The 20,488-nt window shown below is 72.5% G+C and carries 19 protein-coding genes; 15 read left to right on the forward strand and 4 right to left on the reverse strand.

The features are described from left to right. From DEJ35_RS13510 to DEJ35_RS13530, 5 genes are all read left to right on the forward strand, one after another. A partial coding sequence (locus DEJ35_RS13510) for an NUDIX domain-containing protein (RefSeq protein WP_258378487.1) occupies nucleotides 1–929 on the forward strand: 929 nt, incomplete at its 5' end. Between the two features lie 107 nt (nucleotides 930–1,036). After that, nucleotides 1,037–1,783 carry a phosphotransferase enzyme family protein gene (locus DEJ35_RS13515; protein ID WP_111192941.1) on the forward strand — a complete coding sequence of 249 codons (747 nt, stop codon included), beginning with the start codon at nucleotides 1,037–1,039 and terminating at the stop codon, nucleotides 1,781–1,783. Continuing rightward, nucleotides 1,780–2,856, forward strand: coding sequence for a winged helix DNA-binding domain-containing protein (locus DEJ35_RS13520; protein ID WP_110860112.1), 1,077 nt, complete (start codon nucleotides 1,780–1,782; stop codon nucleotides 2,854–2,856). The genes DEJ35_RS13515 and DEJ35_RS13520 overlap by 4 nt, the downstream gene beginning before the upstream one ends. 113 nt (nucleotides 2,857–2,969) lie before the next feature. After that, nucleotides 2,970–3,905, forward strand: coding sequence for a DnaJ domain-containing protein (locus DEJ35_RS13525; protein WP_111192942.1), 936 nt, complete (start codon nucleotides 2,970–2,972; stop codon nucleotides 3,903–3,905). Further along, nucleotides 3,905–4,279: a hypothetical protein gene (locus DEJ35_RS13530; RefSeq protein ID WP_181435587.1), complete on the forward strand. Its 375-nt coding sequence runs from the start codon at nucleotides 3,905–3,907 to the stop codon at nucleotides 4,277–4,279. Before DEJ35_RS13525 ends, DEJ35_RS13530 begins: the two co-directional genes overlap by 1 nt. Here DEJ35_RS13530 and DEJ35_RS13535 read toward each other — a convergent pair. Beyond that, nucleotides 4,273–4,635 carry an RNA-binding S4 domain-containing protein gene (locus tag DEJ35_RS13535; RefSeq protein WP_111091075.1) on the reverse strand — a complete coding sequence of 121 codons (363 nt, stop codon included), beginning with the start codon at nucleotides 4,633–4,635 and terminating at the stop codon, nucleotides 4,273–4,275. The two genes, DEJ35_RS13530 and DEJ35_RS13535, sit on opposite strands and share 7 nt — an antisense overlap. A gap of 33 nt (nucleotides 4,636–4,668) precedes the next feature. Here DEJ35_RS13535 and DEJ35_RS13540 point away from each other — a divergent pair, with 33 nt between their 5' ends. Together DEJ35_RS13540 and DEJ35_RS13545 are read left to right on the forward strand one after the other, a co-directional pair. Next, complete coding sequence (locus DEJ35_RS13540) at nucleotides 4,669–4,926, forward strand: hypothetical protein (RefSeq protein WP_258378488.1); 258 nt, start codon at nucleotides 4,669–4,671, stop codon at nucleotides 4,924–4,926. A 137-nt stretch (nucleotides 4,927–5,063) separates the two neighbouring features. Next, nucleotides 5,064–6,221: a hypothetical protein gene (locus DEJ35_RS13545; protein WP_111192943.1), complete on the forward strand. Its 1,158-nt coding sequence runs from the start codon at nucleotides 5,064–5,066 to the stop codon at nucleotides 6,219–6,221. Between the two features lie 19 nt (nucleotides 6,222–6,240). Here the strand turns inward: DEJ35_RS13545 and DEJ35_RS13550 are convergent, their stop codons facing one another. Then, a complete protein-coding gene (locus DEJ35_RS13550) occupies nucleotides 6,241–7,725 on the reverse strand; it encodes a trypsin-like peptidase domain-containing protein (RefSeq protein WP_258378489.1) in 1,485 nt (494 codons plus the stop codon). Nucleotides 7,726–7,884: 159 nt separating this feature from the next. Here DEJ35_RS13550 and DEJ35_RS13555 point away from each other — a divergent pair, with 159 nt between their 5' ends. The 5 genes from DEJ35_RS13555 to DEJ35_RS13575 all read left to right on the forward strand — a co-directional run bounded on the left by DEJ35_RS13555 (nucleotide 7,885) and on the right by DEJ35_RS13575 (nucleotide 12,083). After that, on the forward strand, nucleotides 7,885–8,919 hold the full coding sequence (locus tag DEJ35_RS13555) for an iron ABC transporter permease (RefSeq protein ID WP_111192944.1): 1,035 nt from the start codon (nucleotides 7,885–7,887) through the stop codon (nucleotides 8,917–8,919). Continuing rightward, nucleotides 8,916–10,019, forward strand: a complete 1,104-nt coding sequence (locus DEJ35_RS13560) for an iron ABC transporter permease (RefSeq protein ID WP_258378490.1) — start codon at nucleotides 8,916–8,918, stop codon at nucleotides 10,017–10,019. Before DEJ35_RS13555 ends, DEJ35_RS13560 begins: the two co-directional genes overlap by 4 nt. A 135-nt stretch (nucleotides 10,020–10,154) precedes the next feature. Continuing rightward, entirely contained in the window at nucleotides 10,155–10,634 is a 480-nt protein-coding gene (locus DEJ35_RS13565; RefSeq protein ID WP_051596676.1) for an FHA domain-containing protein, read from the forward strand. Next, nucleotides 10,634–11,338 carry a MerR family transcriptional regulator gene (locus DEJ35_RS13570; RefSeq protein WP_111123942.1) on the forward strand — a complete coding sequence of 235 codons (705 nt, stop codon included), beginning with the start codon at nucleotides 10,634–10,636 and terminating at the stop codon, nucleotides 11,336–11,338. The genes DEJ35_RS13565 and DEJ35_RS13570 overlap by 1 nt, the downstream gene beginning before the upstream one ends. Before the next feature lie 184 nt (nucleotides 11,339–11,522). Next, nucleotides 11,523–12,083, forward strand: coding sequence for a MerR family transcriptional regulator (locus DEJ35_RS13575; RefSeq protein WP_027465231.1), 561 nt, complete (start codon nucleotides 11,523–11,525; stop codon nucleotides 12,081–12,083). A gap of 1,061 nt (nucleotides 12,084–13,144) precedes the next feature. Here DEJ35_RS13575 and DEJ35_RS13580 read toward each other — a convergent pair. Further along, complete coding sequence (locus DEJ35_RS13580) at nucleotides 13,145–13,957, reverse strand: ParA family protein (RefSeq protein WP_027465232.1); 813 nt, start codon at nucleotides 13,955–13,957, stop codon at nucleotides 13,145–13,147. Nucleotides 13,958–14,017: 60 nt separating this feature from the next. Between DEJ35_RS13580 and DEJ35_RS13585 the strand changes: the two genes are divergently transcribed. The 3 genes from DEJ35_RS13585 (at nucleotide 14,018) to DEJ35_RS17600 (ending at nucleotide 18,208) form a co-directional block, all read left to right on the forward strand. Further along, nucleotides 14,018–17,428, forward strand: coding sequence for a pyruvate carboxylase (locus DEJ35_RS13585; protein ID WP_110860125.1), 3,411 nt, complete (start codon nucleotides 14,018–14,020; stop codon nucleotides 17,426–17,428). A 1-nt stretch (nucleotide 17,429) separates the two neighbouring features. After that, the gene (locus DEJ35_RS13590; RefSeq protein WP_110860127.1) at nucleotides 17,430–17,933 is read left to right on the forward strand and encodes a peptide deformylase; all 504 of its coding nucleotides are present in this window, start codon (nucleotides 17,430–17,432) and stop codon (nucleotides 17,931–17,933) included. A gap of 143 nt (nucleotides 17,934–18,076) precedes the next feature. Continuing rightward, nucleotides 18,077–18,208 (forward strand): hypothetical protein, encoded by a 132-nt coding sequence (locus DEJ35_RS17600; protein ID WP_258369867.1) that lies wholly within the window; start codon nucleotides 18,077–18,079, stop codon nucleotides 18,206–18,208. Nucleotides 18,209–18,395: 187 nt separating this feature from the next. Here the strand turns inward: DEJ35_RS17600 and DEJ35_RS13595 are convergent, their stop codons facing one another. After that, nucleotides 18,396–20,381, reverse strand: coding sequence for a long-chain fatty acid--CoA ligase (locus DEJ35_RS13595; RefSeq protein ID WP_111091077.1), 1,986 nt, complete (start codon nucleotides 20,379–20,381; stop codon nucleotides 18,396–18,398). Nucleotides 20,382–20,488 lie beyond the last annotated feature (107 nt).

Raw genomic sequence — 20,488 nt, forward strand, 5'->3', positions numbered from 1 at the left:
CACCCGGCCCCCGCGACCCCGGCGACGCCTGGGCGGTCGGCCCCGACGGCACCAAGGCATGGGGACGCTTCGGCGCCGCCGGCCTGCTCGTCGACGACGGCGCCGGCCGCGTGCTCCTGCAGCACCGCGTCGAGTGGAGCCACCACGGCGGCACCTGGGGCATCCCCGGCGGCGCACGGCACCAGGGCGAAGCAGCCGTGACCGCCGCCCTCCGCGAATCCGCCGAGGAAGCCGGTGTGCCCGACGACGCGATCGCCCTGCGCCACACGGCACTGCTCGACCTGGGGTTCTGGACCTACACGACCGTCGTGGGGCGCGCCTCCCGACCCTTCGAACCCGTCATCGCCGACCGCGAGAGCCTCGCCCTGTCGTGGATCCCGATCGACCAGGTCGACGACCTGCCCCTGCACCCCGGCTTCGGCAGGTCCTGGCCGGCGCTCCGTGCCACCGTCGCGACCACGCCGCACGTCGTCGTCGACGCGGCGAACGTCGTCGGCAGCGTGCCCGACGGCTGGTGGAAGGACCGAGCCGGCGCTGCGTCACGCCTGCTCGCACAGGTGTCGGCGCTCGCCGCGGGCGGGGTGTCCGCGTCGTTGCTCGACCTGCCGTTCGCGCGGTGGTGGCCGCGGTGGACCGTGGTGCTCGAGGGGGAGGCCCGGGCCGCTGCGGACGGTGGGGGCGCGAGCGTCGAGCGCGGTGCCGACGGAGACGCCGTAGCCGCCGCAGACCGCGGTGCCGCCACCGGCGCTGTCGACGTCGTCCGTGCTCCGGCCTCCGGCGACGACGCGATCGTCGAGTCCGTGCGGGCCGCGGTGCAGGCCGGCGACGGGCCGGTCGTCGTCGTGACGGCCGACCGCGAGCTCCGCGACCGCGTCGAGGCCCTCGGCGCGACCGTCCACGGGCCGTCCTGGTTGCGCGACCAGCTGTAGTCACCGCGCTGGGGCCGATCGTGTTCCGGATGGACTGGGACGCATGCCGGTCCTGATCGGTACGCTGGCCCTTCGTCAACGGAGACGCAACACGCAGGAGGTTCCCCTTGGAGCGCATCACCAGGGCCGACGACCGAGTCCACCGCCCCGCCGGGCCGTGGACCCCCACGGTGCACCGGCTGCTCGCCCACCTGCACGAGCAGGGGTTCGTCGCAGCCCCCGAACCGATCGCCCTCGGTGACACCCTCGAGACGGTCTCGTTCGTCCCGGGCGTCGCTGGGGAGTACCCCTGGACCGAGGACATCGCCAGCGAGGCAGCCCTCGTCACCAGCGCCCGCCTGCTCCGCCAGTTCCACGACGCCGGTGCCAGCTTCCCGCGCAGCGCCGCCGACGACCTCTGGTCGCAGGCCGAACGTGCTCCGGTCGAGACGATCGTGCACGGCGACTTCGCCCCGTACAACTGCGTCTACGACGGCATCGCCGCCGTCGGCCTGATCGACTTCGACACCGCACACCCCGGTCCCCGCGTCTGGGACGTCGCGAGTGCCGTCTACCGGTTCGCGCCGTTCACCACCGGCGCTGTCGAGGGATCGACCACCCCCGACCTCGACGATCGGCTCGCACGTGCCGCCGAGTTCTGCCGCGCCTACGCGCTCGACGACCGCTCCCGCAGCGTCCTGGCCGAGACGATGATCGCGTCCCTCGTCGCGCTCGTCACGACGATCGAGCACGAGGCCGCCGCCGGCAACCCGAAGTTCGTCAGCGACCTGCAGCACGGCCACGCCGACCTGTACCGCGCCGACGTCGCCTACCTGGAGCAGCACGCCGACGCCGTCACCGCCGCCGTCGCGTGACCACCAGCCCCGCGCGGCTCCGCTCGGCGCGGTTCGCGGCGCAGGGCATCGCGGCGCCCGGGCTGCGCCCCACGGAGGTCGTCGAGCGGATGCTGGGGGTGCAGGGGCAGGACCTCGGCCAGGTGCTCTGGGCCATCGGGGTCCGCGCTCCCGGGTCGACGCGGGACGACGTCCGCGGGGCCTTCGACCGCGGGGAACTCGTTCGCTCGTGGTCGATGCGCGGCACCCTGCACGCCCTGCGCCCCGACGACCTGCGCCTGCTGCTCTCGCTCACCGCTGAGCGGACCCTCCGCACGATCGCCCGACGCGCCGCCGAGCTCGGCATCGACGACGCCCTGCTCGGCCGGGCCCGTGAGGCGACGATCGCGGCCCTCGAGGGCGGCCGTGCGCTGGTCCGGGACGACCTGTTCGCGGCGTACCGCGCTGCCGGCATCGACCCGGCCGGAGGTCGCGGCTACCACCTGGTCCTGCAGCTCGCGCAGGAACGCCTCGTCGCCTGGGGTCCCACCGCCCGCGTCGGGCAGGGGCTCGTGCTGCTCGACGAGTGGGCACCCGCCACCGCTGAGCCGCCGGACCGCGACGAGGCCCTCCGCCGGGTCCTGCTCGGGTACCTGCGCGGCCGTGGCCCCGCGACCGAGGCCGACGCCGCGAGCTGGACGAAGCTGCCGCTCAGTGACCTCCGCCGGGCCCGGGCCGTGGCGGGGGACGCGGTCGAGGACCTCGGCGACGGGCTCCTCGCCCTCGCCGACCGGCCGACGGCCGCGCGCGTCCCCACCGGGCACCTTCTCCCCGGCTTCGACGAGTACCTGCTCGGGTACGCCGACCGGTCCGCGCAGCTCGACCCCGCCCACGCCGACCGCGTCGTCCCCGGAGCCAACGGCGTGTTCCTGCCGATGGCCGTCGTGCGGGGTCGCGTCGTCGGCACCTGGAAGCGCACCGAGCGCCGGGCCGAGCACCTCGTCACCGTCGCACCCTTCGGCACCCTCGACGCGTCGTCCGTCCGTGCGCTCGAGGCTGCGGCCGCGCGGTACGCGGCGTTCCTCGGAGCGCCGGTCGTGACCACGGTGGTCTGACGCGACCACCTGCGGACCGTGTGCCGAGGCAGCCCGGCCGCACCGCTCCTCCAGAGTGCACCCAGCAACCATGCGGCGGACTCCGACACTGCCTCCGGTAATGTCGCAGGGCCATGACGGACAGCCCGGCCGACGCCACCCCCTACGAAGTCCTCGGCGTCCCCGCGACGGCTGACGACGACGCGCTCCGCCGCGCCTACCGGCGGGCGGCCCGCGAGACGCACCCCGACCTCGGCGGCGACGCCCAGCGCTTCCGCCAGGTCCAGATCGCATGGGAGCGCATCGGCACGCCGGAAGCCCGGCGCGCGTACGACGTCGGGTCCCGCGCGTCCGGTTCGTTCGGTGCTTCCGGCTCCACCGGCAGGGGTGGCACCGGTCGCGACGCCTACGCACCCCCGGCAGCGCGTCGCGACACGCGCCCCCGGGCGCGGTCCCACGGACACCCCGGCGGTCGGTCGCGCGAGGTCTTCCTGCAGGCCGAGCGCGAGTGGGTCGGCCTCGGCGACCCCATCGAGGACCCCTACGACCCCACGCTCATCCGCTCCGCGCCCCGACACATCCGGCGGCTGCTCGCCGAAGCCCTGGCCGAAGAGGCAACCGCCCTGATCGTCTCCGACATGGGGATCGGCGTCACCGTGTGGCACGATCTCGACGCCGGGGCCGAGGGCAAGCTCGACCACGCCGTCCTGACCCCGAGCGGACTCTGGGCCGTCGAGTCCATCGACTGGGGCGCTCCGGTCCGCGTCGAGCACGGCGAGATCGTCGGCGAGACGCTCGCGCCGGGGGAGCGACCCGTCAAGGAACTCGTCCGCGCCGCCCGCGCCGTGCAGAAGCAGACCCGGGTGCGGTTCTCCGGCCGGCTGCTCGTCGTGCCGGACGCCGCCGTCACCGAGGACGTGCAGCTCGTCGGCTCCCCGAAGAAGCCCACCGCGCTCGTCGTCCGCCGCAGTGCGCTCGCCCAGGTGCTGGGCGGCGTCTGGTCGCCGGCCGGTTCGGTCGACGTGTTCGAGATCCGCGACCGCCTGCAGCAGACCGTCCGTTTCGTCTGATGTCCGCGTCGCACGTCGTGGTCGAGATCGGGGGCTGGGAGCACGAGTGCTGCGGCCCGGCGGTGGAGATCGGCGACGTCGTCGAGTACTGGGTCGTCTCCGCGGACGGAGCACGGCGGTTCGGCGAAGTCCGACACGACTCGGCGCGGACGCAGGCGATCCGTGGACGGGTCGTCGAGCTGTACGCGGTCGGCCGTGACGGACGGGTGGCGATCGAGCGGGTGCCGAGCGGTTCGGCCCTGTGCGGCTCCGACGAGGACGACGACGGTCACCTCGAGGCCCGCTGGACCGGGCAGCCGGTCACCGTCGAGTGGGACGGCGAGGCCGAGTTCGAAGTCGTCATCGACCCCTACGGCAAGCCGAAGCGTCAGTAGCCGCGGAGCTTCTCGAGGTCGCGACGCTCCCGCTTGCTCGGCCGTCCGGCACCGCGCTCGCGCATCGGGACGAACCCGGCCTCTTCCTTCGACAGCCGCGGCGGGGTCTTGTCCTCGAAGTGCTTCGCGGCCTCGGGGGCGCTCGTCCGCTTCAGGATGATGCCGGTCACCACGACGACGCGGTCGAAGCCGTTCTGGCGCACCCGCACCTCGTCACCGGGGCCGATCGGCTGCGCCGGCTTCGCGCGCTCCCCGTTCACCCGGACGTGACCGGCCTTGCACGCGGCAGTCGCGGCCGACCGGGTCTTCGTGATCCGGACGGCCCAGATCCAGCTGTCGACCCGGGCCTTCTCCATGTCGACACTCTAGGCGGCCCGTACCCTGGGGTGGTGCATGCGGACGAACAGGCGGTGATCGCCCGGGCCCGTGCGCTCGGGGTGCTGCACGACGCCGCGCTCGGCGACCGCCTGGTGGTCCGGGCGCACCACGGGGACGGCGCGCAGGACGCCCTCGGTGACCTGGTCGCCCGGACACCCGACGTCGTGACGATCGCGACCCGCCGCGGCCCGGTCGAGGTCCGGCTCGACGACGTCGTCGCCGCGAAGCCCGTCCCGCCGCCCCCGCCCGCGCGGCCTGCTCGGCGCTGACGCACGGTGCGAGCCCAGCACCTCGCACGGTGCGAGCCCAGCACCTCGCGCGGTGCGAACCCAGCACCTCGCACGGTGCGAGCCCAGCCCGGCGAGCCGCGGGCCCACGCGCCCCGCTCCCGACATACGCTCATCCCATGGCAGTCCCCGTCCCGCTCGGCACCGAGGACCGCACCGCCCGCCTCACCCTCCGCCGCCCGGACTCCTGGCGCCGCGAGGACACAGCCCAGGCGGACCTGCGCGTCACCGGCGACGACGTCGTCCTCACCGTCCGATCCCGACCCAGCGACCGCGCGATCGGCGACGAGAACACCGGCCTGCTCGCGCGGCTGCCCGGCTCGGTCGAGGGCCTGCTGCTCGTCGGCTGCGACCCGTGGACCACCGCCGGCGCCCCGGCCCGGCTGGTCGAGTACGTCCGGCCCGACGAACACGGCGACGTCGCCGGCACCCACCTGCTCTTCGTGACCGGTCGGCACCGGGTCGACCTGACGATCGAACGCCCGCTCGCCCGGCTGCTCGAGACCGACGACCTCGTGCTCGCCGTCCTCGAGAGCGTCCGCGCCACCGAGACGGTCCCGGTCCGCCCCGAGCGCGACCTCGAACCCCTGCCGGCCCCCGCCCCGACGACACCGCTCGAGGGCCCCCGGCTGAGCACGGACGCGATCGGCACCCTGCAGAGCCTCGCCGGACGCCGGTGGAACCCCACGCTCCTCCGCACCGCGGCGGGTCGCGAACTCATCGAGGCGGGCCTCGTCGGTCGGCTCGGCACGCTGCCGGAGTCGACCCAGACCCTGCTCGAACCCTGGCAGGGCGATGCCCAGCCGGTCACGCTGGAACAGCACCTGCCCGACGGGGGCGAGTCGCGCCTCCAGGCCTGGTCGCAGACCGTCGTCGACGGGACCGACGCGGCGGGCGCCGTGGTCGCGTCCGTCACGCCCGACCGGGCCGTCGCGTTGATGGCCGGGAGGCTCGGCATCGGTCCGACGTGGACCTTCCCGTTCCGCACGGGGTCGCTCCCAGGGCACCTGCTCGGCCGCAAGCTGGCCGGCGGTCCGGACGCACCGGACCTGCCGGAGGCCCTCGCCGAGGCGGACCCGCGCCTCGCGCGGTTCTGGGCTGCGCCGTGGACCGTCTCGTACCTGCGTCGACCGGGCAAGCCGAAGCCGATCACGATCGTGCGGGCCGAGGGACACGGATTCGCGCGCGTGGGCACGACGAGGGCCGGGGAGACCGCCTTCCGGACGGACTCCCCGGCCAATGTCTACCGGTCGGTGGTGCGGGCGCTGCTGGGCTGAGCGCGCCTGCGGTCTCCCGCTACGCGGCGGGGCCGGCGGTCAGGGTGACGGTGACGGTCTTCGCGGCGCCGGTGCTGTCGGTGTAGCGGACACTCACCTTGTCACCCACCGAGTGCGACTGGACGACCTGCGTCAGCTGGTCCGAGCTCGTCACGGCGGTGCCGTCGATGCTCGTGATCGTGTCCCCGGCGGCCAGGCCGGCGCTCGCGGCGCCGGAGCCCTCGACCGTGCCGGCGACGGCGACGCCGCCCGTGGTGCCGGTGGTGTTGCTGACCTGAACCCCGAGGAACGCGGGCAGCCCGATGGTGATCGTGCCCGACGACTCACCGTCGAGGATCTTCTCGGCGATGGTCTTCGCGGTGGTGATCGGGATGGCGTAGCCGGTGACGTCGGCCGTGCCCGAGGACGCTGCCGTGGCCATGCCGACGACCTCGCCCTCGCTGTCCAGCACCGGTCCGCCGGAGTCACCGGAGACGATGTCCGCCGAGATCTCGATCAGGCCGGTCAGGGACTCGGTGCCGGTGCCGGACTCGCTCTGCACTTGGATGTCCTGGTCGATCGCGGTGACGGTGCCCTCGGCGGCGACGAGGTTGCCGGTGCCCTCGGCGTTGCCGACGTCCTTGACGGTGTCACCGGTGCTCGGCTCACCGTCGTCGTCCAGTGTGACGGTGGACAGCCCCGAGGCGTTCTCGAGCTTCAGCACGGCGACGTCGTTGGTGGCGTCGGCCCCGACCACGTCGGCCTTGTACTCCTTGCCGGTGGTCTCGTCGGTGACGGTGATGCTCGTCGCGCCCTGGATCACGTGGTTGTTCGTCAGGATCGTGCCGTCGGAGGTCAGGACCATGCCGGTGCCGGCCGCCTGCGACGACTCGTCGTAGTTCAGGACGGTGTTGATCGTCACGACGCCCTTCTTGTCGGCGGCCGTCGCCGCGGTGGCGGGGGACTGGGTCGTCCCGGTGCCGCTGTCGCTGTCGCTACCGGTGCCGTCGCCGGGCACCGTGAAGCCGTTCGTGCCGTCGCTGCTGCCGGTGCCGCCGGTGCCGTCGGTGCCGGATCCGGTGCCGGGCAGCGTGGTGGTGCCCTGCGACTGGCTCGACGTCGTGGTCGTCCCCTGCGAGGACAGGCCGAGGGCGGTGCCGCCGGCCGCACCGACGATGGCGAGTGCGGCGATGCCGGAGCCGATCATCAGTCCCAGGCGACGCGGGCGCTTCGTCGTACCGGGGTGGTTCGCGGTCGCCGCCGAGGACGCCCAGGCGTGGTTCGCGCCGGCGAGGGCGGGGCTGCCGATCAGGTACGGGCCGCGGCCGTCCGGCGTGTAGGCGTAGGGGCCGGAGCCGTCGGGACCGTAGAGGTAGGGACCGGAGCCGTCGAACGCGTACGCCGGGCGCAGGGAGGCCGGGTCGGCGTGTGGCGCCTCCCAGTGCATGCCCGGAGCCTGCTGCTGCGCGGCGGGGGTGCCGTTCTCGTCGTGGTCGGCGGCTGCGGGGTTCGGGGTCTCGTTCATCGGTGCTCTCCGGTCGTCCCTCGACGGCCCGGTCGGGCGTCGATGGAGACCAGTACAGAGCGCTTCCCCATGACGAGCCTATGAACGAACCCTGCGCACGCTCCGGGCTTGCTCGGGGGACGCCGAGTGGGGCTCCGGCGTTAGGGTGGCCTTACTTCCATGTCTCCGTCGACGTCCACGCCCCCGGCTCCCAGCTCCGTCCCCCGACTCGTCGGTGCGACCGTGCTGGTGGTCGTCGTCCTCGCCGTGGCGTGTTCGCTGTCGATCGCGTACGGCTCGCGGCCGATCCCGCTCGGCACCGTCCTGGACACCGTCCTGCACCCCGGGCGGAGCGACGAGGTCGGGCTCATCGTGCTCGGCAACCGGGTGCCGCGCACCGTCGTCGGACTGCTCGCCGGGGCGGCGCTCGGGGTCGCCGGGGCGGTCATGCAGGGCGTGACACGGAACCCGCTCGCCGACCCGAGCGTCCTCGGCATCAACTCCGGTGCGACCCTGGCCGTGGTGGCCGGGATCGCGGTCTTCGGCGTGAGCGGCACGGCCGCCTACCTGCCCTTCGCGTTCGTCGGGGCCGCCCTCGCCGCACTGCTCGTGTACGGGATCGCGACCGTCGCCCGTCGCGGCCTCTCACCCGTCGGACTCGCCCTCGCCGGAGCCGTGGTCGCCGCAGCGCTGTCGTCGGTCACCACCGCGGTGCTCGTGACCGACCAGAGCCTGCTCGACCAGCTGCGGTTCTGGCAGGTCGGTGCCCTCGCCGGCAAGGACCTCGGCACGGCGGGGATCATCACGGCGCCGGTGCTCGTCGGGCTGGTGATCGCGTTCGGTCTCGGTCGGTCGCTGAACACCCTCGCGCTCGGGGACGAACTCGCGGCGTCGCTCGGGCAGCGGGTCGTGCTCGTCCGCGCGGTGGGCGGTCTGGTCGCGGTGCTGCTCGCCGGGTCCGCGGTGGCCGCCGCCGGGCCGATCGCCTTCGTCGGACTCGCCGTTCCGCACGCGGTCCGTCGGTTGAGCGGCCCCGACCACCGCTGGACCATCCTGCTGTCGGCGATCGTCGCCCCCGCGCTCCTGCTCGTCGCCGACGTCATCGGCCGCGTCGTGGCGTACCCGGGGGAGCTGCAGGTCGGCATCGTCACGGCGCTCATCGGGGCGCCGGTGTTCATCGCGCTCGTGCGCTCGAGGGTGGTGCGGGGACTGTGAGGCAGCTGTTCGGCTCCTCGCGTCCCCGGTCGGCCGGGCTGGGCCGTTCGGCCGGCATGCGCCGTTCGGCCGGGGTGCGCCGGTTGGCCGGGCCGGGCCGTTCGGCCGGGCTGGGCAGCTCGGCCGGGCTGCGCCGCGAGGTCGCGGTGCTCGTCGCCGTGGTCGTGGTCGTCGTGGTGCTCGTCCTGGTCGGGCTCGGCGCCGGTTCGATCCCGCTCACCCCGGGCCAGGTGCTCGCCTCCCTGTTCGGCCAGGGGGACCGGATCTCGGACTTCGTGATCGGGCAGCTGCGCGGGCCGCGGGTGCTCGGTGCCGTCCTCGTCGGCGCCAGCCTCGGCGTCGCCGGCGCGATCGTGCAGAGCGTCGTGCGGAACCCGATCGCGAGCCCCGACGTCATCGGGATCACCTCGGGGGCCAGTGCCGCCGGACTCACCGCCATCGTGCTGTTCGGTGCCAGCGGTGGCACGCTCTTCTCGGTCGTGCTCGTCGGCGCAGTGGTGGTCTCGCTCGTCATCGCCGGGCTCGCCTGGCGACGGGGGATCACCGGCAACCGGGTCGTCCTCGTCGGCATCGGTGTCGCGGCGATCTGCCTGAGCATCACCGGCTGGATGCTCACGAGCGGCACCGTCACCCAGGCCGGCACCGCGCTGCTCTGGCTCTCCGGCAGCCTGAACGCCGTCGACCGCGACCTGGTCGGGGTGCTCGGCGTCGCGTTCGTCGTGCTCGGCGTGCTCGCGCTGCTGCAGTCCGCCCGCCTGCAGGTGCTGAGCCTCGGGGACGAGGTCGCCGCCGCACTCGGGCTCCGGCCGGACCGGGCGAAGGTGCTCCTGCTCCTCACCGCCGTGTGCCTGACCGCCGCAGCCGTCGCCACGGCGGGGCCGGTCTCGTTCGTGGCGCTGATGGCCGCGCCGATCGCCAGACGCCTGGTCGGCGGCGGACGGGTCGCGCTCGCGCCGGCCGCCGCCGTCGGTGCCGCGATCACGCTCGGCAGCGACCTGCTCGCCCAGTTCGCGATCCCCGGCAACGCGCTGCCGGTGGGGGTCGTGACGGGTGTCGTGGGGGCGCCGTACCTGCTCTGGTTGCTCGCGCGGGGTCGGTGACGCCGGGTCGCACGGGTCGCTGACGCCGCTCCCGCGTTCGCGGATCGCGGAAGTCCCTCCACAGTCCCAGATCGGGGCTGCCGCTCGGGCCTTCGTTTCCGATACGCTGATGGGCCAAGAGGAGGAGGTCCACCGATGCCAGATCCAGTGGTCCCGCAGCCGGGCGGTCAGAAGACCCCGGAGCAGCGGCTGGTCGACACCACGCTGACCTTCAGCATGGACATGGGCGCGGCGCTCACCGCCGAGTCCGGTGTCTCGACCGAAGAACGTGAAGCCGTCAACGCCCTGCCCTCCGGGTCGGCGTTGCTCGTGGTCCGTCGTGGCCCCAACGTGGGTGCGCGGTTCCTCCTCGACTCCGACGTCACGACGGCCGGTCGACACCCCGACGCCGACATCTTCCTCGACGACGTCACCGTGTCGCGCAAGCACGCGCAGTTCCTTCGCCACGGCACGAGCTTCAGCGTCAAGGACAACGGCTCCCTGAACGGCACATACTTCGACGGTGTCCGCATCGACGAAGCGCTGCTCACCGACGGGGCCGAGGTCCAGGTCGGCAAGTTCCGCCTGACGTTCTACGCATCTCGGGTCGACCTGGCGCGCCTGGCGAACGCGTAGTGGCCGCACGGTCCGCTGCGGCCCGGGCGGGGTCCGCGGCACCGGACCTGCTCACCATCGGGCAGGTCCTCGCTCGCCTCAAGCCCGAGTTCCCGGACCTGTCGAGCTCCAAGCTACGGTTCCTCGAAGAGCGCGAGCTCGTCACCCCGATCCGCACGGCCAGTGGGTACCGCAAGTTCTCCGCGGCCGACGTCGAGCGGCTCCGTGTGATCCTCGGGCTGCAGCGTGACCACTACCTGCCGCTCAAGGTCATCAAGGACTACCTGGCCGACCTCGATGCCGGGCGCGAACCCGTCCTGCCCGGCGGTGGAGACGCACCGAAGCCGTCGATCCTCGGACGCGAGCGCCGGTACACCCGCGACGAGACGGTCCGGGCAGCCGGCGCCTCACCGATGCTCCTCGCCGACGCGGTCTCGGCCTCGCTGCTGCCGGCCACCGACACCTACGGCGACGACGGCGTCTCCGTGCTGAAGGCCCTGGTCGAACTGCAGCGCACCGGTATCGAGCCGCGACACCTCCGCACGCTGCGCAGCACTGCCGAGCGCGAGGTCGGTCTCATCGAGTCCGCCCTCATGCCGGTCTCACGCCGGGGCGACGCGACCTCGCGGGCGAAGGCCACCGAGCTCGCGCGCGAGATCGCCGGGCACCTCGAGATCATCCGGTCGAACCTCATCCGCCAGGCCATCGGCCGTCTCGACGCATGACACCGTCCGTTGCTCTGACAGGGCTTGTGTGTCAGTGGCCGAGGCGTATCCTCGACACGCCGGACGCGCCGGGTCGGATGTCCCGCGCGGGAGCGGTCGGAGTCGCTACCGTGGACCTCGGAACAACTCTCAACCCGTCGTTGAAGCTTCGGGTGGGAGCTCGATCGTCGTGGAAGGCAAGCTCATGAGTGGGAACGACACCCCTGGCACCGAGTCTGATGTGACCCGGTACGACCTCGGGCTGCTCTTCACCGATGGTCTGCCCGAGCACGACGAGCAGAACGGCTACCGCGGCACCGTCGCCGCACGGGCAGCCGGCATCTCGTACCGACAGCTCGACTACTGGGCCCGCACCGAACTCGTGCAGCCGACGATCCGTGGGGCGGCCGGCTCCGGTTCTCAGCGCCTGTACGGGTTCCGCGACATCCTCGTGCTCAAGCTCGTGAAGCGGCTGCTCGACACCGGCATCTCGCTGCAGCAGATCCGCACCGCCGTCAACCAGCTCCGCGAGTCCGGCGTCTCCGACCTGGCACAGACCACGCTGATGTCCGACGGCGCCTCGGTGTACCTCTGCACCTCCGACGACGAAGTCATCGACCTCGTGTCCCGCGGCCAGGGTGTCTTCGGCATCGCGGTCGGCAAGGTCCTGCGTGAGGTCGAGAGCTCCCTGGTCGAGCTCGACGCCACCGCGGCGGCCGATCCCTCCGACGAGCTCGCCGCTCGTCGCGCTTCCCGCGCTTCCTGACCATCCGGGTTCGGGTCCAGTGGTCGCGACCCGTCGCCTGCGCGTCGCCGAGTGGTCACGAACTGTTGCCTGCGACGTTGCCGGCCGACAGTTCGTGACCACTCAGCGGACGTGAGCGGCATGTTGTGACCGTTGGGCGAGCCGGAGCCGGGCGTGTCGAGCGGGGCGTGTCGAGCGGGGCCGGGATGAGCCTCCGGCCGGTCGCCGCGTGGTCGTGACCCGTCGCCTGCGCGTCGCCGAGTGGTCACGAACTGTTGCCTGCGACGTTGCCGGCCGACAGTTGGTGACCACTCGGCGGACGTGAGCGGCATGTTGTGACCGCTGGGCGAGCCGGAGCCGGGCGTGTCGAGCGGGGCCGGGATGAGCCTCCCGGCAGTCGCCGCGTGGTCGTGACCCGTCGCCTGCGTCTCGCCGTGTGGTCACGAACTGTCGGCTGCGACGTTGCCGGCAGACAGTTGGTGACCTCTCGGAGGACGTGAGCGGTGCGTTGTGACCGTTGGGCGGGCCGGAGCCGGGCGTGTCGAGCGGGGCCGGGATAAGCCTCCCGGCAGTCGCCGCGTGGTCACGACCTGCCGCCTGCGTCTCGCCGTGTGGTCACGAACTGTCGCATGCGACGCTGCCGGCTGACAGTTGGTGAGCACTCGGCGGATGCGCGCGGTGCGTTGTGACCGTTGGGCGAGCCGGAGCCGGGCGTGTCGAGCGAGGCCGGGGTGGGCCTCCCGGCAGTCGCCGCGTGGTCGTGACCCGTCGCCTGCGCGTCGCCGAGTGGTCACGAACTGTCGGCTGCGACGTTGTCGGCCGACAGTTGGTGAGCACTCGGCGGATGTGAGCGGTGCGTTGTGACCACTGGGCGAGCCGGAGCCGGGCGTATCGAGCGGGGCGTGTCGAGCGAGGCCGGGGTGGGCCTCTCGGCAGTCGCCGCGTAGTCACAAATCGCCGCCTGCGCGTCGCCGAGTGGTCACGAACTGTTGCCTGCGACGCTGCCGGCTGACAGTTGGCGACCTTTCGGGCGACGTGAGCGGCATGTCATGCGACCGCGCCGCGACCGCACGAGCACCGACCTACGCGGCGCCACCCTCGGCGTACGGACCGATCTTGCCGGTGCGCATGATGCGCTCGAGCAGCTGGTCGAAGTTCTTCGCCATCTCCTGCGCGGACTCGCCGGGCCACACGTGCAGCGGCTTCGCCGCACCCTGCGCCTGCTGCAGCGACGTGCGCTCCGGCAGCTGTGGGGAGAGCACGAGCGGGCCGAACATGTCGCGGAGCTCCTTGATGCGGAACTGGTGCTCGAGCGACTGCACGCGGGCACGGTTCACGATGATGCCGAGGGGCTGCAGGCGCGGGGAGAGCCCACGGCGGATCTCCTCGATGGCGCGCAACGCACGATCGGCGGCGGCGACGGAGAACAGGCCGGGCTCGGTGACGACGGTGACGCGATCGGACGCGGCCCACGCGGTGCGCGTCAGGGCGTTCAGCGACGGCGCGCAGTCGATGAGGACGAGTTCGTAGTCCTGCTCGACGTTGGCCAGGGCCTCTTCGAGCTTCCAGATGTCGCGGATCGACGGGTGCGGCCCGTCGAAGTTGATGGCGGAGGGCGACCCGACCATGACGTCGATCTTGCCCTGCGACCCCTTCGTCCAGCCCGAGGGGGCGATCGCCTGACGGACGATCTTCTCCTTCGGGTTCTCGAGGACGTCGGCGACGTTGAGGTGGCCGGCGAGGTTGATGTCGAGGCCCGTGGAGACGTCGGACTGCGGGTCCAGATCCACCACCAGCGTGCGCAGTCCCTTGGCGAACGCGGCCGAGGTCAGGCCGAGCGTCACCGTCGTCTTGCCGACACCACCCTTGAGGGAGCTCACGCTGAGTACATGCACGTTGAGCAACGTTACCGCCACTAGGGTTGTCTCACCTCAACCCGGGCTGAAAGGGACGTCGTGTTCACGAAGATCCTCGTTGCGAACCGTGGCGAGATCGCCATCCGCGCGTTCCGTGCCGCGTACGAGTTGGGGGCCCGTACGGTCGCCGTCTACCCGTACGAAGACCGGAACTCCCTGCATCGTCTCAAGGCCGACGAGGCCTACCTGATCGGGGAGCGGGGCCATCCGGTCCGGGCGTACCTGGACGTCTCCGAGATCATCCGCGTCGCCCGCGAGTCGGGGGCCGACGCGATCTACCCGGGGTACGGGTTCCTGTCCGAGAACCCGGAGCTCGCCGCGGCAGCAGCCGCGAACGGCATCACCTTCATCGGTCCGGGCGAGCACGTGCTCGAGATGGCCGGCAACAAGGTCACCGCGAAGGAGCACGCGATCGCGGCCGGCGTCCCGGTCCTCGCGAGCACCCCGGCGAGCCGCGACATCGACGAACTGATCGCCGGCGCCGATGCGATCGGGTTCCCGGTCTTCGCCAAGGCCGTCGCCGGTGGTGGTGGCCGTGGCATGCGCCGTGTGGAGACGAAGCCCGAGCTGCGCGACGCCCTCGAAGCGGCCATGCGCGAGGCCGACAGTGCGTTCGGCGACCCGACGATGTTCCTCGAGCAGGCCGTCATCCGTCCGCGCCACATCGAGGTGCAGATCCTCGCCGACGCGACCGGCACCGACGCGGGCACGATCCACCTGTTCGAGCGGGACTGCTCGGTCCAGCGGCGCAACCAGAAGGTCGTCGAGATCGCGCCGGCGCCGAACCTCGACCCCGCGGTCGCGCAGGCACTGCACCGCGACGCCGTGGCCTTCGCCCGGTCGATCGGGTACGTCAACGCCGGCACCGTGGAGTTCCTGCTCGACACCGAGGGTGAGCGTGAGGGGCAGCACGTCTTCATCGAGATGAACCCGCGCATCCAGGTCGAGCACACGGTCACCGAAGAGGTCACCGACGTCGACCTGGTGCAGTCGCAGATGCGCATCGCCGCGGGGGAGACCCTCGCCGGCCTCGGCCTGTCGCAGGACACCGTCGCCGTGCACGGCGCCGCGCTGCAGACCCGCATCACGACCGAGGACCCGACGCAGGGCTTCCGTCCGGACACCGGCCGGATCAGCACCTACCGCAGCCCCGGCGGCGCGGGCGTCCGGCTCGACGGCGGCACGGTCGCCACCGGCGCGCAGATCAGCCCGCACTTCGACTCGATGCTCGCGAAGATGACGTGCCGCGGCCGCGACTTCCCGGCGGCGGTGTCCCGGGCCAAGCGTGCCCTCGCCGAGTTCCGCATCCGCGGCGTCAGCACGAACATCCCGTTCCTGCAGGCCGTGCTCGAGGACCCGGACTTCGCCCGCGGCGACGTCTCGACGAAGTTCATCGAGGAACGCCCGCAGCTCTTCGGCGGCCACGTCTCGAAGGACCGCGGCACGAAGGTGCTCACCTGGCTCGCCGACGTCACGGTGAACAAGCCGAACGGTGAGCGGTCGCCGCTGGTCACCGACCCGGCCGACAAGCTCCCGGCCACCGACCTGACTGCGCCGGTGCCCGAGGGGCAGCGCGACCGCCTGCTGGCGATGGGGCCGGCCGAGTGGTCGAAGGCCCTGCGCGCCCAGACGGCCCTCGCCGTGACCGAGACGACGATGCGGGACGCCCACCAGTCGCTCCTCGCCACCCGGGTCCGCACGAAGGACCTCGTCGCCGTCGCACCGCACGTCGCACGGCTCACTCCGCAGCTGCTCAGCGTCGAGGCCTGGGGTGGTGCCACCTACGACGTCGCACTCCGGTTCCTCGGTGAAGATCCTTGGGAGCGCCTGTCCTCGCTGCGCGAAGCCATGCCGAACATCCCGATCCAGATGCTGCTGCGCGGCCGTAACACCGTCGGGTACACGCCGTACCCGACCGAGGTCACCGACGCCTTCGTCGACGAGGCGGCTCGGTCGGGCGTCGACGTCTTCCGCGTGTTCGACGCGCTGAACGACGTCAGCCAGCTGCGTCCCGCCCTGGAGGCCGTGCTCGCGACCGGCACGGCCGTCGCCGAGGCGGCGCTCTGCTACACCGCCGACCTCCTCGACCCCGCCGAGGACCTCTACACGCTCGACTACTACCTCCGCCTGGCGGAGCAGATGGTCGAGGCCGGCGCGCACGTCATCGGCATCAAGGACATGGCGGGGCTGCTCCGTGCCGGTGCGGCCGAGAAGCTCGTCACCGCCCTGCGCGAGCGCTTCGACCAGCCGGTGCACGTGCACACCCACGACACCGCCGGCGGTCAGCTCGCGACCCTGCTCGCCGCCTCGCGCGCCGGGGCCGACGCCGTCGACGTGGCCGCCGCACCCATGGCCGGCACGACCAGCCAGCCGAGCATGTCCGCCCTGGTCGCAGCCCTGGCCCACACCGAGCGCGACACCGGCCTGTCCCTCGACGCCGTCGGGGACCTCGAGCCGTACTGGGAATCGGTCCGTCGCGTGTACGCCCCGTTCGAGTCCGGGCTCGCCGGGCCGACCGGGCGTGTCTACAAGCACGAGATCCCCGGTGGTCAGCTGTCGAACCTCCGGCAGCAGGCGATCGCCCTCGGGCTCGGCGACCGGTTCGAGCAGGTCGAGGACTGGTACGCCGAGGCGAACCGGATCCTCGGTCGGCCGACCAAGGTCACGCCGTCGTCGAAGGTCGTCGGCGACCTCGCGCTGCAGCTCGCCGCGGTCGGTGCCGACCCGGTCGACTTCGAGCAGAACCCCGACAAGTACGACATTCCGGACTCCGTGGTCGGGTTCATGGCCGGCGAGCTGGGCGACCTGCCCGGCGGCTGGCCCGAGCCGTTCCGCTCGAAGGTCCTGGCCGGTCGCGACGTCCGACTCGAGATCACCCCGGTGCCCGCGGACGAACGCGCGCACCTCGAGACCCCCGGACCCGAGCGCCAGCAGGCCCTCAACCGCCTGCTCTTCCCGCAGCCGACGCAGCAGTTCCAGCGCGTGCGGGAGCAGTACGGCGACCTGTCCGTCGTGCCGACCGTCGACTACCTGTACGGGCTGCGACCCGGGCAGGAGCACAGCGTCCCGCTCGGCAAGGGCGTCGACCTGTTCGTCGGGCTCGAGGCGATCGGCGAGGTGGACGCCAAGGGCATCCGCACGGTCATGGCGACGATGAACGGGCAACTCCGCCCGGTCGCCGTCCGCGACCGTTCGGTCGAGGTCGAGACGAAGGCGGCCGAGAAGGCCGACGCGTCCGACCCCAAGCACGTGGCCGCGCCGTTCTCCGGCGTGGTGACGCTCAAGGTCGCCGTCGGTGACGTCGTCGAGGCCGGTACGCCGGTGGCGAGCATCGAGGCGATGAAGATGGAAGCGGCCATCACGGCGCCCGTGGCGGGCACCGTCGGCCGACTCGCGATCCCGGTGACCCAGCAGGTGGACGCCGGCGACCTCCTGGTGGTGCTGCAGTAAATTGACCGTTCGTCCCATCCGCCTGTTCGGCGACCCCGTCCTCCGTTCGCCGGCCGACCCGATCCGCCCCGAACTGCTCGGGAGCGCCGGGGTCCGTGACCTCGTGCAGGACCTCATCGACACCGTCAAGGAACCCGGTCGTGCCGGAGTGGCCGCGCCCCAGATCGGCGTCGGGCTCCGTGCGTTCTCGTACAACGTGGACGGCGAGGTCGGCTACGTCCTCAACCCCGAGATCGTCGAGGTCTCCGGGCAGCCCGAGCTCATGGAGGAAGGGTGCCTCTCCGTCCCGGGGCTCGGCTACCCGACCCGTCGGTACCCGTACGCGAAGGTCCGCGGCGTCGACGTCGACGGCGACGAGGTCGTCCTGGAGGGCACCGGCCTGATGGCCGAGGCGCTCCAGCACGAGTGCGACCACCTCGACGGAACCGTCTACGTGATGACGCTCGACCCCGAGGTCCGCCGTCAGGCCCTGCGCGACATCCGTGCGCAGGCCTGGTTCCACTGAGCGCTTGCACAGGCCCGGGTTCGCGGGCTGTGAACAGTGGTGTGACACCCCCACGGGGGATTGTCGCTTTGTCCTGACGAGGAGGTACCGTGCTGCTGTCGGCCTCCCACCGACGACCATCCCATCCCCCCCAGGACTCCCGCATGACCAGTCAGAACGACGAGCTCAGCTCGCACCGCACCCGCACCAACCGTCGACCTGCCGAGACCACCGTCGCGACCGGTTCGACCGCCGTCCTCGACGCCCCCGCGACGGAGCAGTCGCAGGAGGCCTGAGCCCCGCAGGCGCCCCCGGCGCCCGCTGAACGGCCTGGAGGCCCGGATCGCGTCCGACGGACGTGATCCGGGCCTCCAGGCTGTTGCGTCCACACCCGCGCGCACCTGCCGGAATCGGGCGTACCTGGTCGGAAGAACCGACCTGGTACGCCCGAATCAACCCGGTACGCCCGGAACGACCAGGCGGCTACGCGCGGTTGCGCCGCCGACCCTCGATCACCGGGGTCGCCGTCGTCTGCACCTTCGACCCGGAGTAGATGTGGTCGATGTCCGCGGCGAAGTCCTTCAGGATCACCGACCGCTTGATCGTCAGCTTCGGCGTGAGGTGCCCGGAGGCCTCGGTCAGGTCCGTGTCGAGGATCGTGAACGACCGGACCGACTCGGCGCGGGAGACCCGGCCGTTGGCGGCGTCGATGGCCTCCTGGACGGCGGAGAGCACGCGCTCGTCGTACGCGGCCTCGTGCCCGCTCAGTGCCGGGGTGATCCCGCGGGACTCGCACCAGCCGGGCAGCATCTCGCGGTCGAGCGTCACGAGCGCGGCGACGAACGGCTTGCCCTCACCGACGACCACGACCTGGCCGATGAGCGGGTGCTCGCGGATGCCGTCCTCGAGCGGTGCCGGGGCGACGTTCTTGCCGCTCGCGGTGACGATGAGCTCCTTGGCGCGTCCGGTGACCGTGAGGACCCCGTCGGCGTCGAGCCGGCCGAGGTCACCGGTCCGGAACCAGCCGTCGGCGAAGGCGTGCTCGGTCGCCTCGTCGTTCCGCCAGTACCGGTCGAAGACGTCGACGCCGCGGATCAGGATCTCGCCGTCGTCGGCGATCCGGACCTCGATGCCGGGCAGCGCGCGGCCGACGGTCCCGATGCGGAGTTCGCGGGCGCGGTTGACCGTGGCGGGTGCCGTGGTCTCGGTCAGGCCGTAGCCCTCGAGGATGAGCACTCCGATCGAGCGGAAGAAGTGCGAGAGCCGCGGGGAGAGGGGTGCCGAACCGCTGACGGCGTACCCGACCCGGCCGCCGAGGGCGTCGCGGAGCTTGGCGTACACGAGCCGGTCGAACAGCTTGAACTTCAGGCCGAGCAGGAACGGCACCCTGCCGGCTGCGAGGGCCTCGGAGTGGGCGACCGCGGTGTCTGCGGCCGCGCGGAAGATCCTGCCCTTGCCACCGAGGTCGGCCTTCTGCTCCGCTGAGTTGTAGATCTTCTCGAACACCCGGGGGACCGCGAGCAGGAACGTCGGCTTGAAGGTCGACACCGCGCGCATCAGGTCCTTGGTGTCCGGCTCGTGGCCGACGAGGACGCCGGCGGACACCGACATCGCGGCGATGAACCTGGCGAAGACGTGGGCGAGCGGGATGAACAGCAGGGTCGAGGCGCCGTCGGCGACGACCTCGGGCATCGCCTCGCTCGCGCCCTCCACCGTGGCGGTGAAGTTGTCGTGCCGCAGGACGCAGCCCTTCGGCCGACCGGTGCTGCCCGAGGTGTAGATGATCGTGGCGTCGTCGTGGCCGTGCACGTTCGCGGTCCGGGCATCGAGTTCGTCGTCGGTGACGTCCTCGCCGAGCCGGGTCAGGTCGTCGAGGCCGCCGCCGTCGATCGTCCAGTGCTGGCCCAGGGAGGGCAGGTCGGGTGCGATGGAGGCGACGCGGCGCGCGTGCTCCTCTTGTTCGACGACGATCGCGACCGACTCGGAGTCGGACAGGATCCAGCGCACCTGGTCGGGGGAGCTCGTCTCGTACACGGGCACGGAAACCAGGCCGGCTGTCCACACGGCGAAGTCGACCAGGGTCCACTCGAGCCGCGTGCGCGACAGGATCGCGACGTGCGCGCCCGGTTCGAGCCCGGCGGCGACGAAGCCCTTCGCGATGCCGCGCACCCGGGCGAGCGTCTGGGCCGCGGTGAAGGTCGTCCAGGTGTCGCCGTGGCGCTGGGCCAGGATCGGACGGTCGGGCGTCAGCCGGACGCGGTCGCCGAGGAGCCGCGCCGCCGAGCCGTGGTCCGGGGCGACGGGACCGCCGTGGCCCGCGGAGACCGGGCGGCCCTGGGCCGGAGCGGCCGGGCCGGCGCCGGGCGGTGTGGCGTGCCTGCCGGCCGACGGCGTGGTCCCGGTGGCGGCGCTGCCAGCGGTGGACGTGTCGGTGGAGGCGCTGCTGCGTGCAGGACGCTGATCGTTCACGGTGACTCCCTTGTCTGCCGGTTCGACTCGAGTGCGCCTCAACACCGAGGCGACACCGCCAGCATAGGACGCGTCACCGGGCGTTCCGTGACTTCGCGGCGAACCGG

The sequence above is a fragment of the Curtobacterium sp. MCPF17_051 genome (genome assembly GCF_003234595.1).
GTDB classification, from domain to species: domain Bacteria; phylum Actinomycetota; class Actinomycetes; order Actinomycetales; family Microbacteriaceae; genus Curtobacterium; species Curtobacterium flaccumfaciens.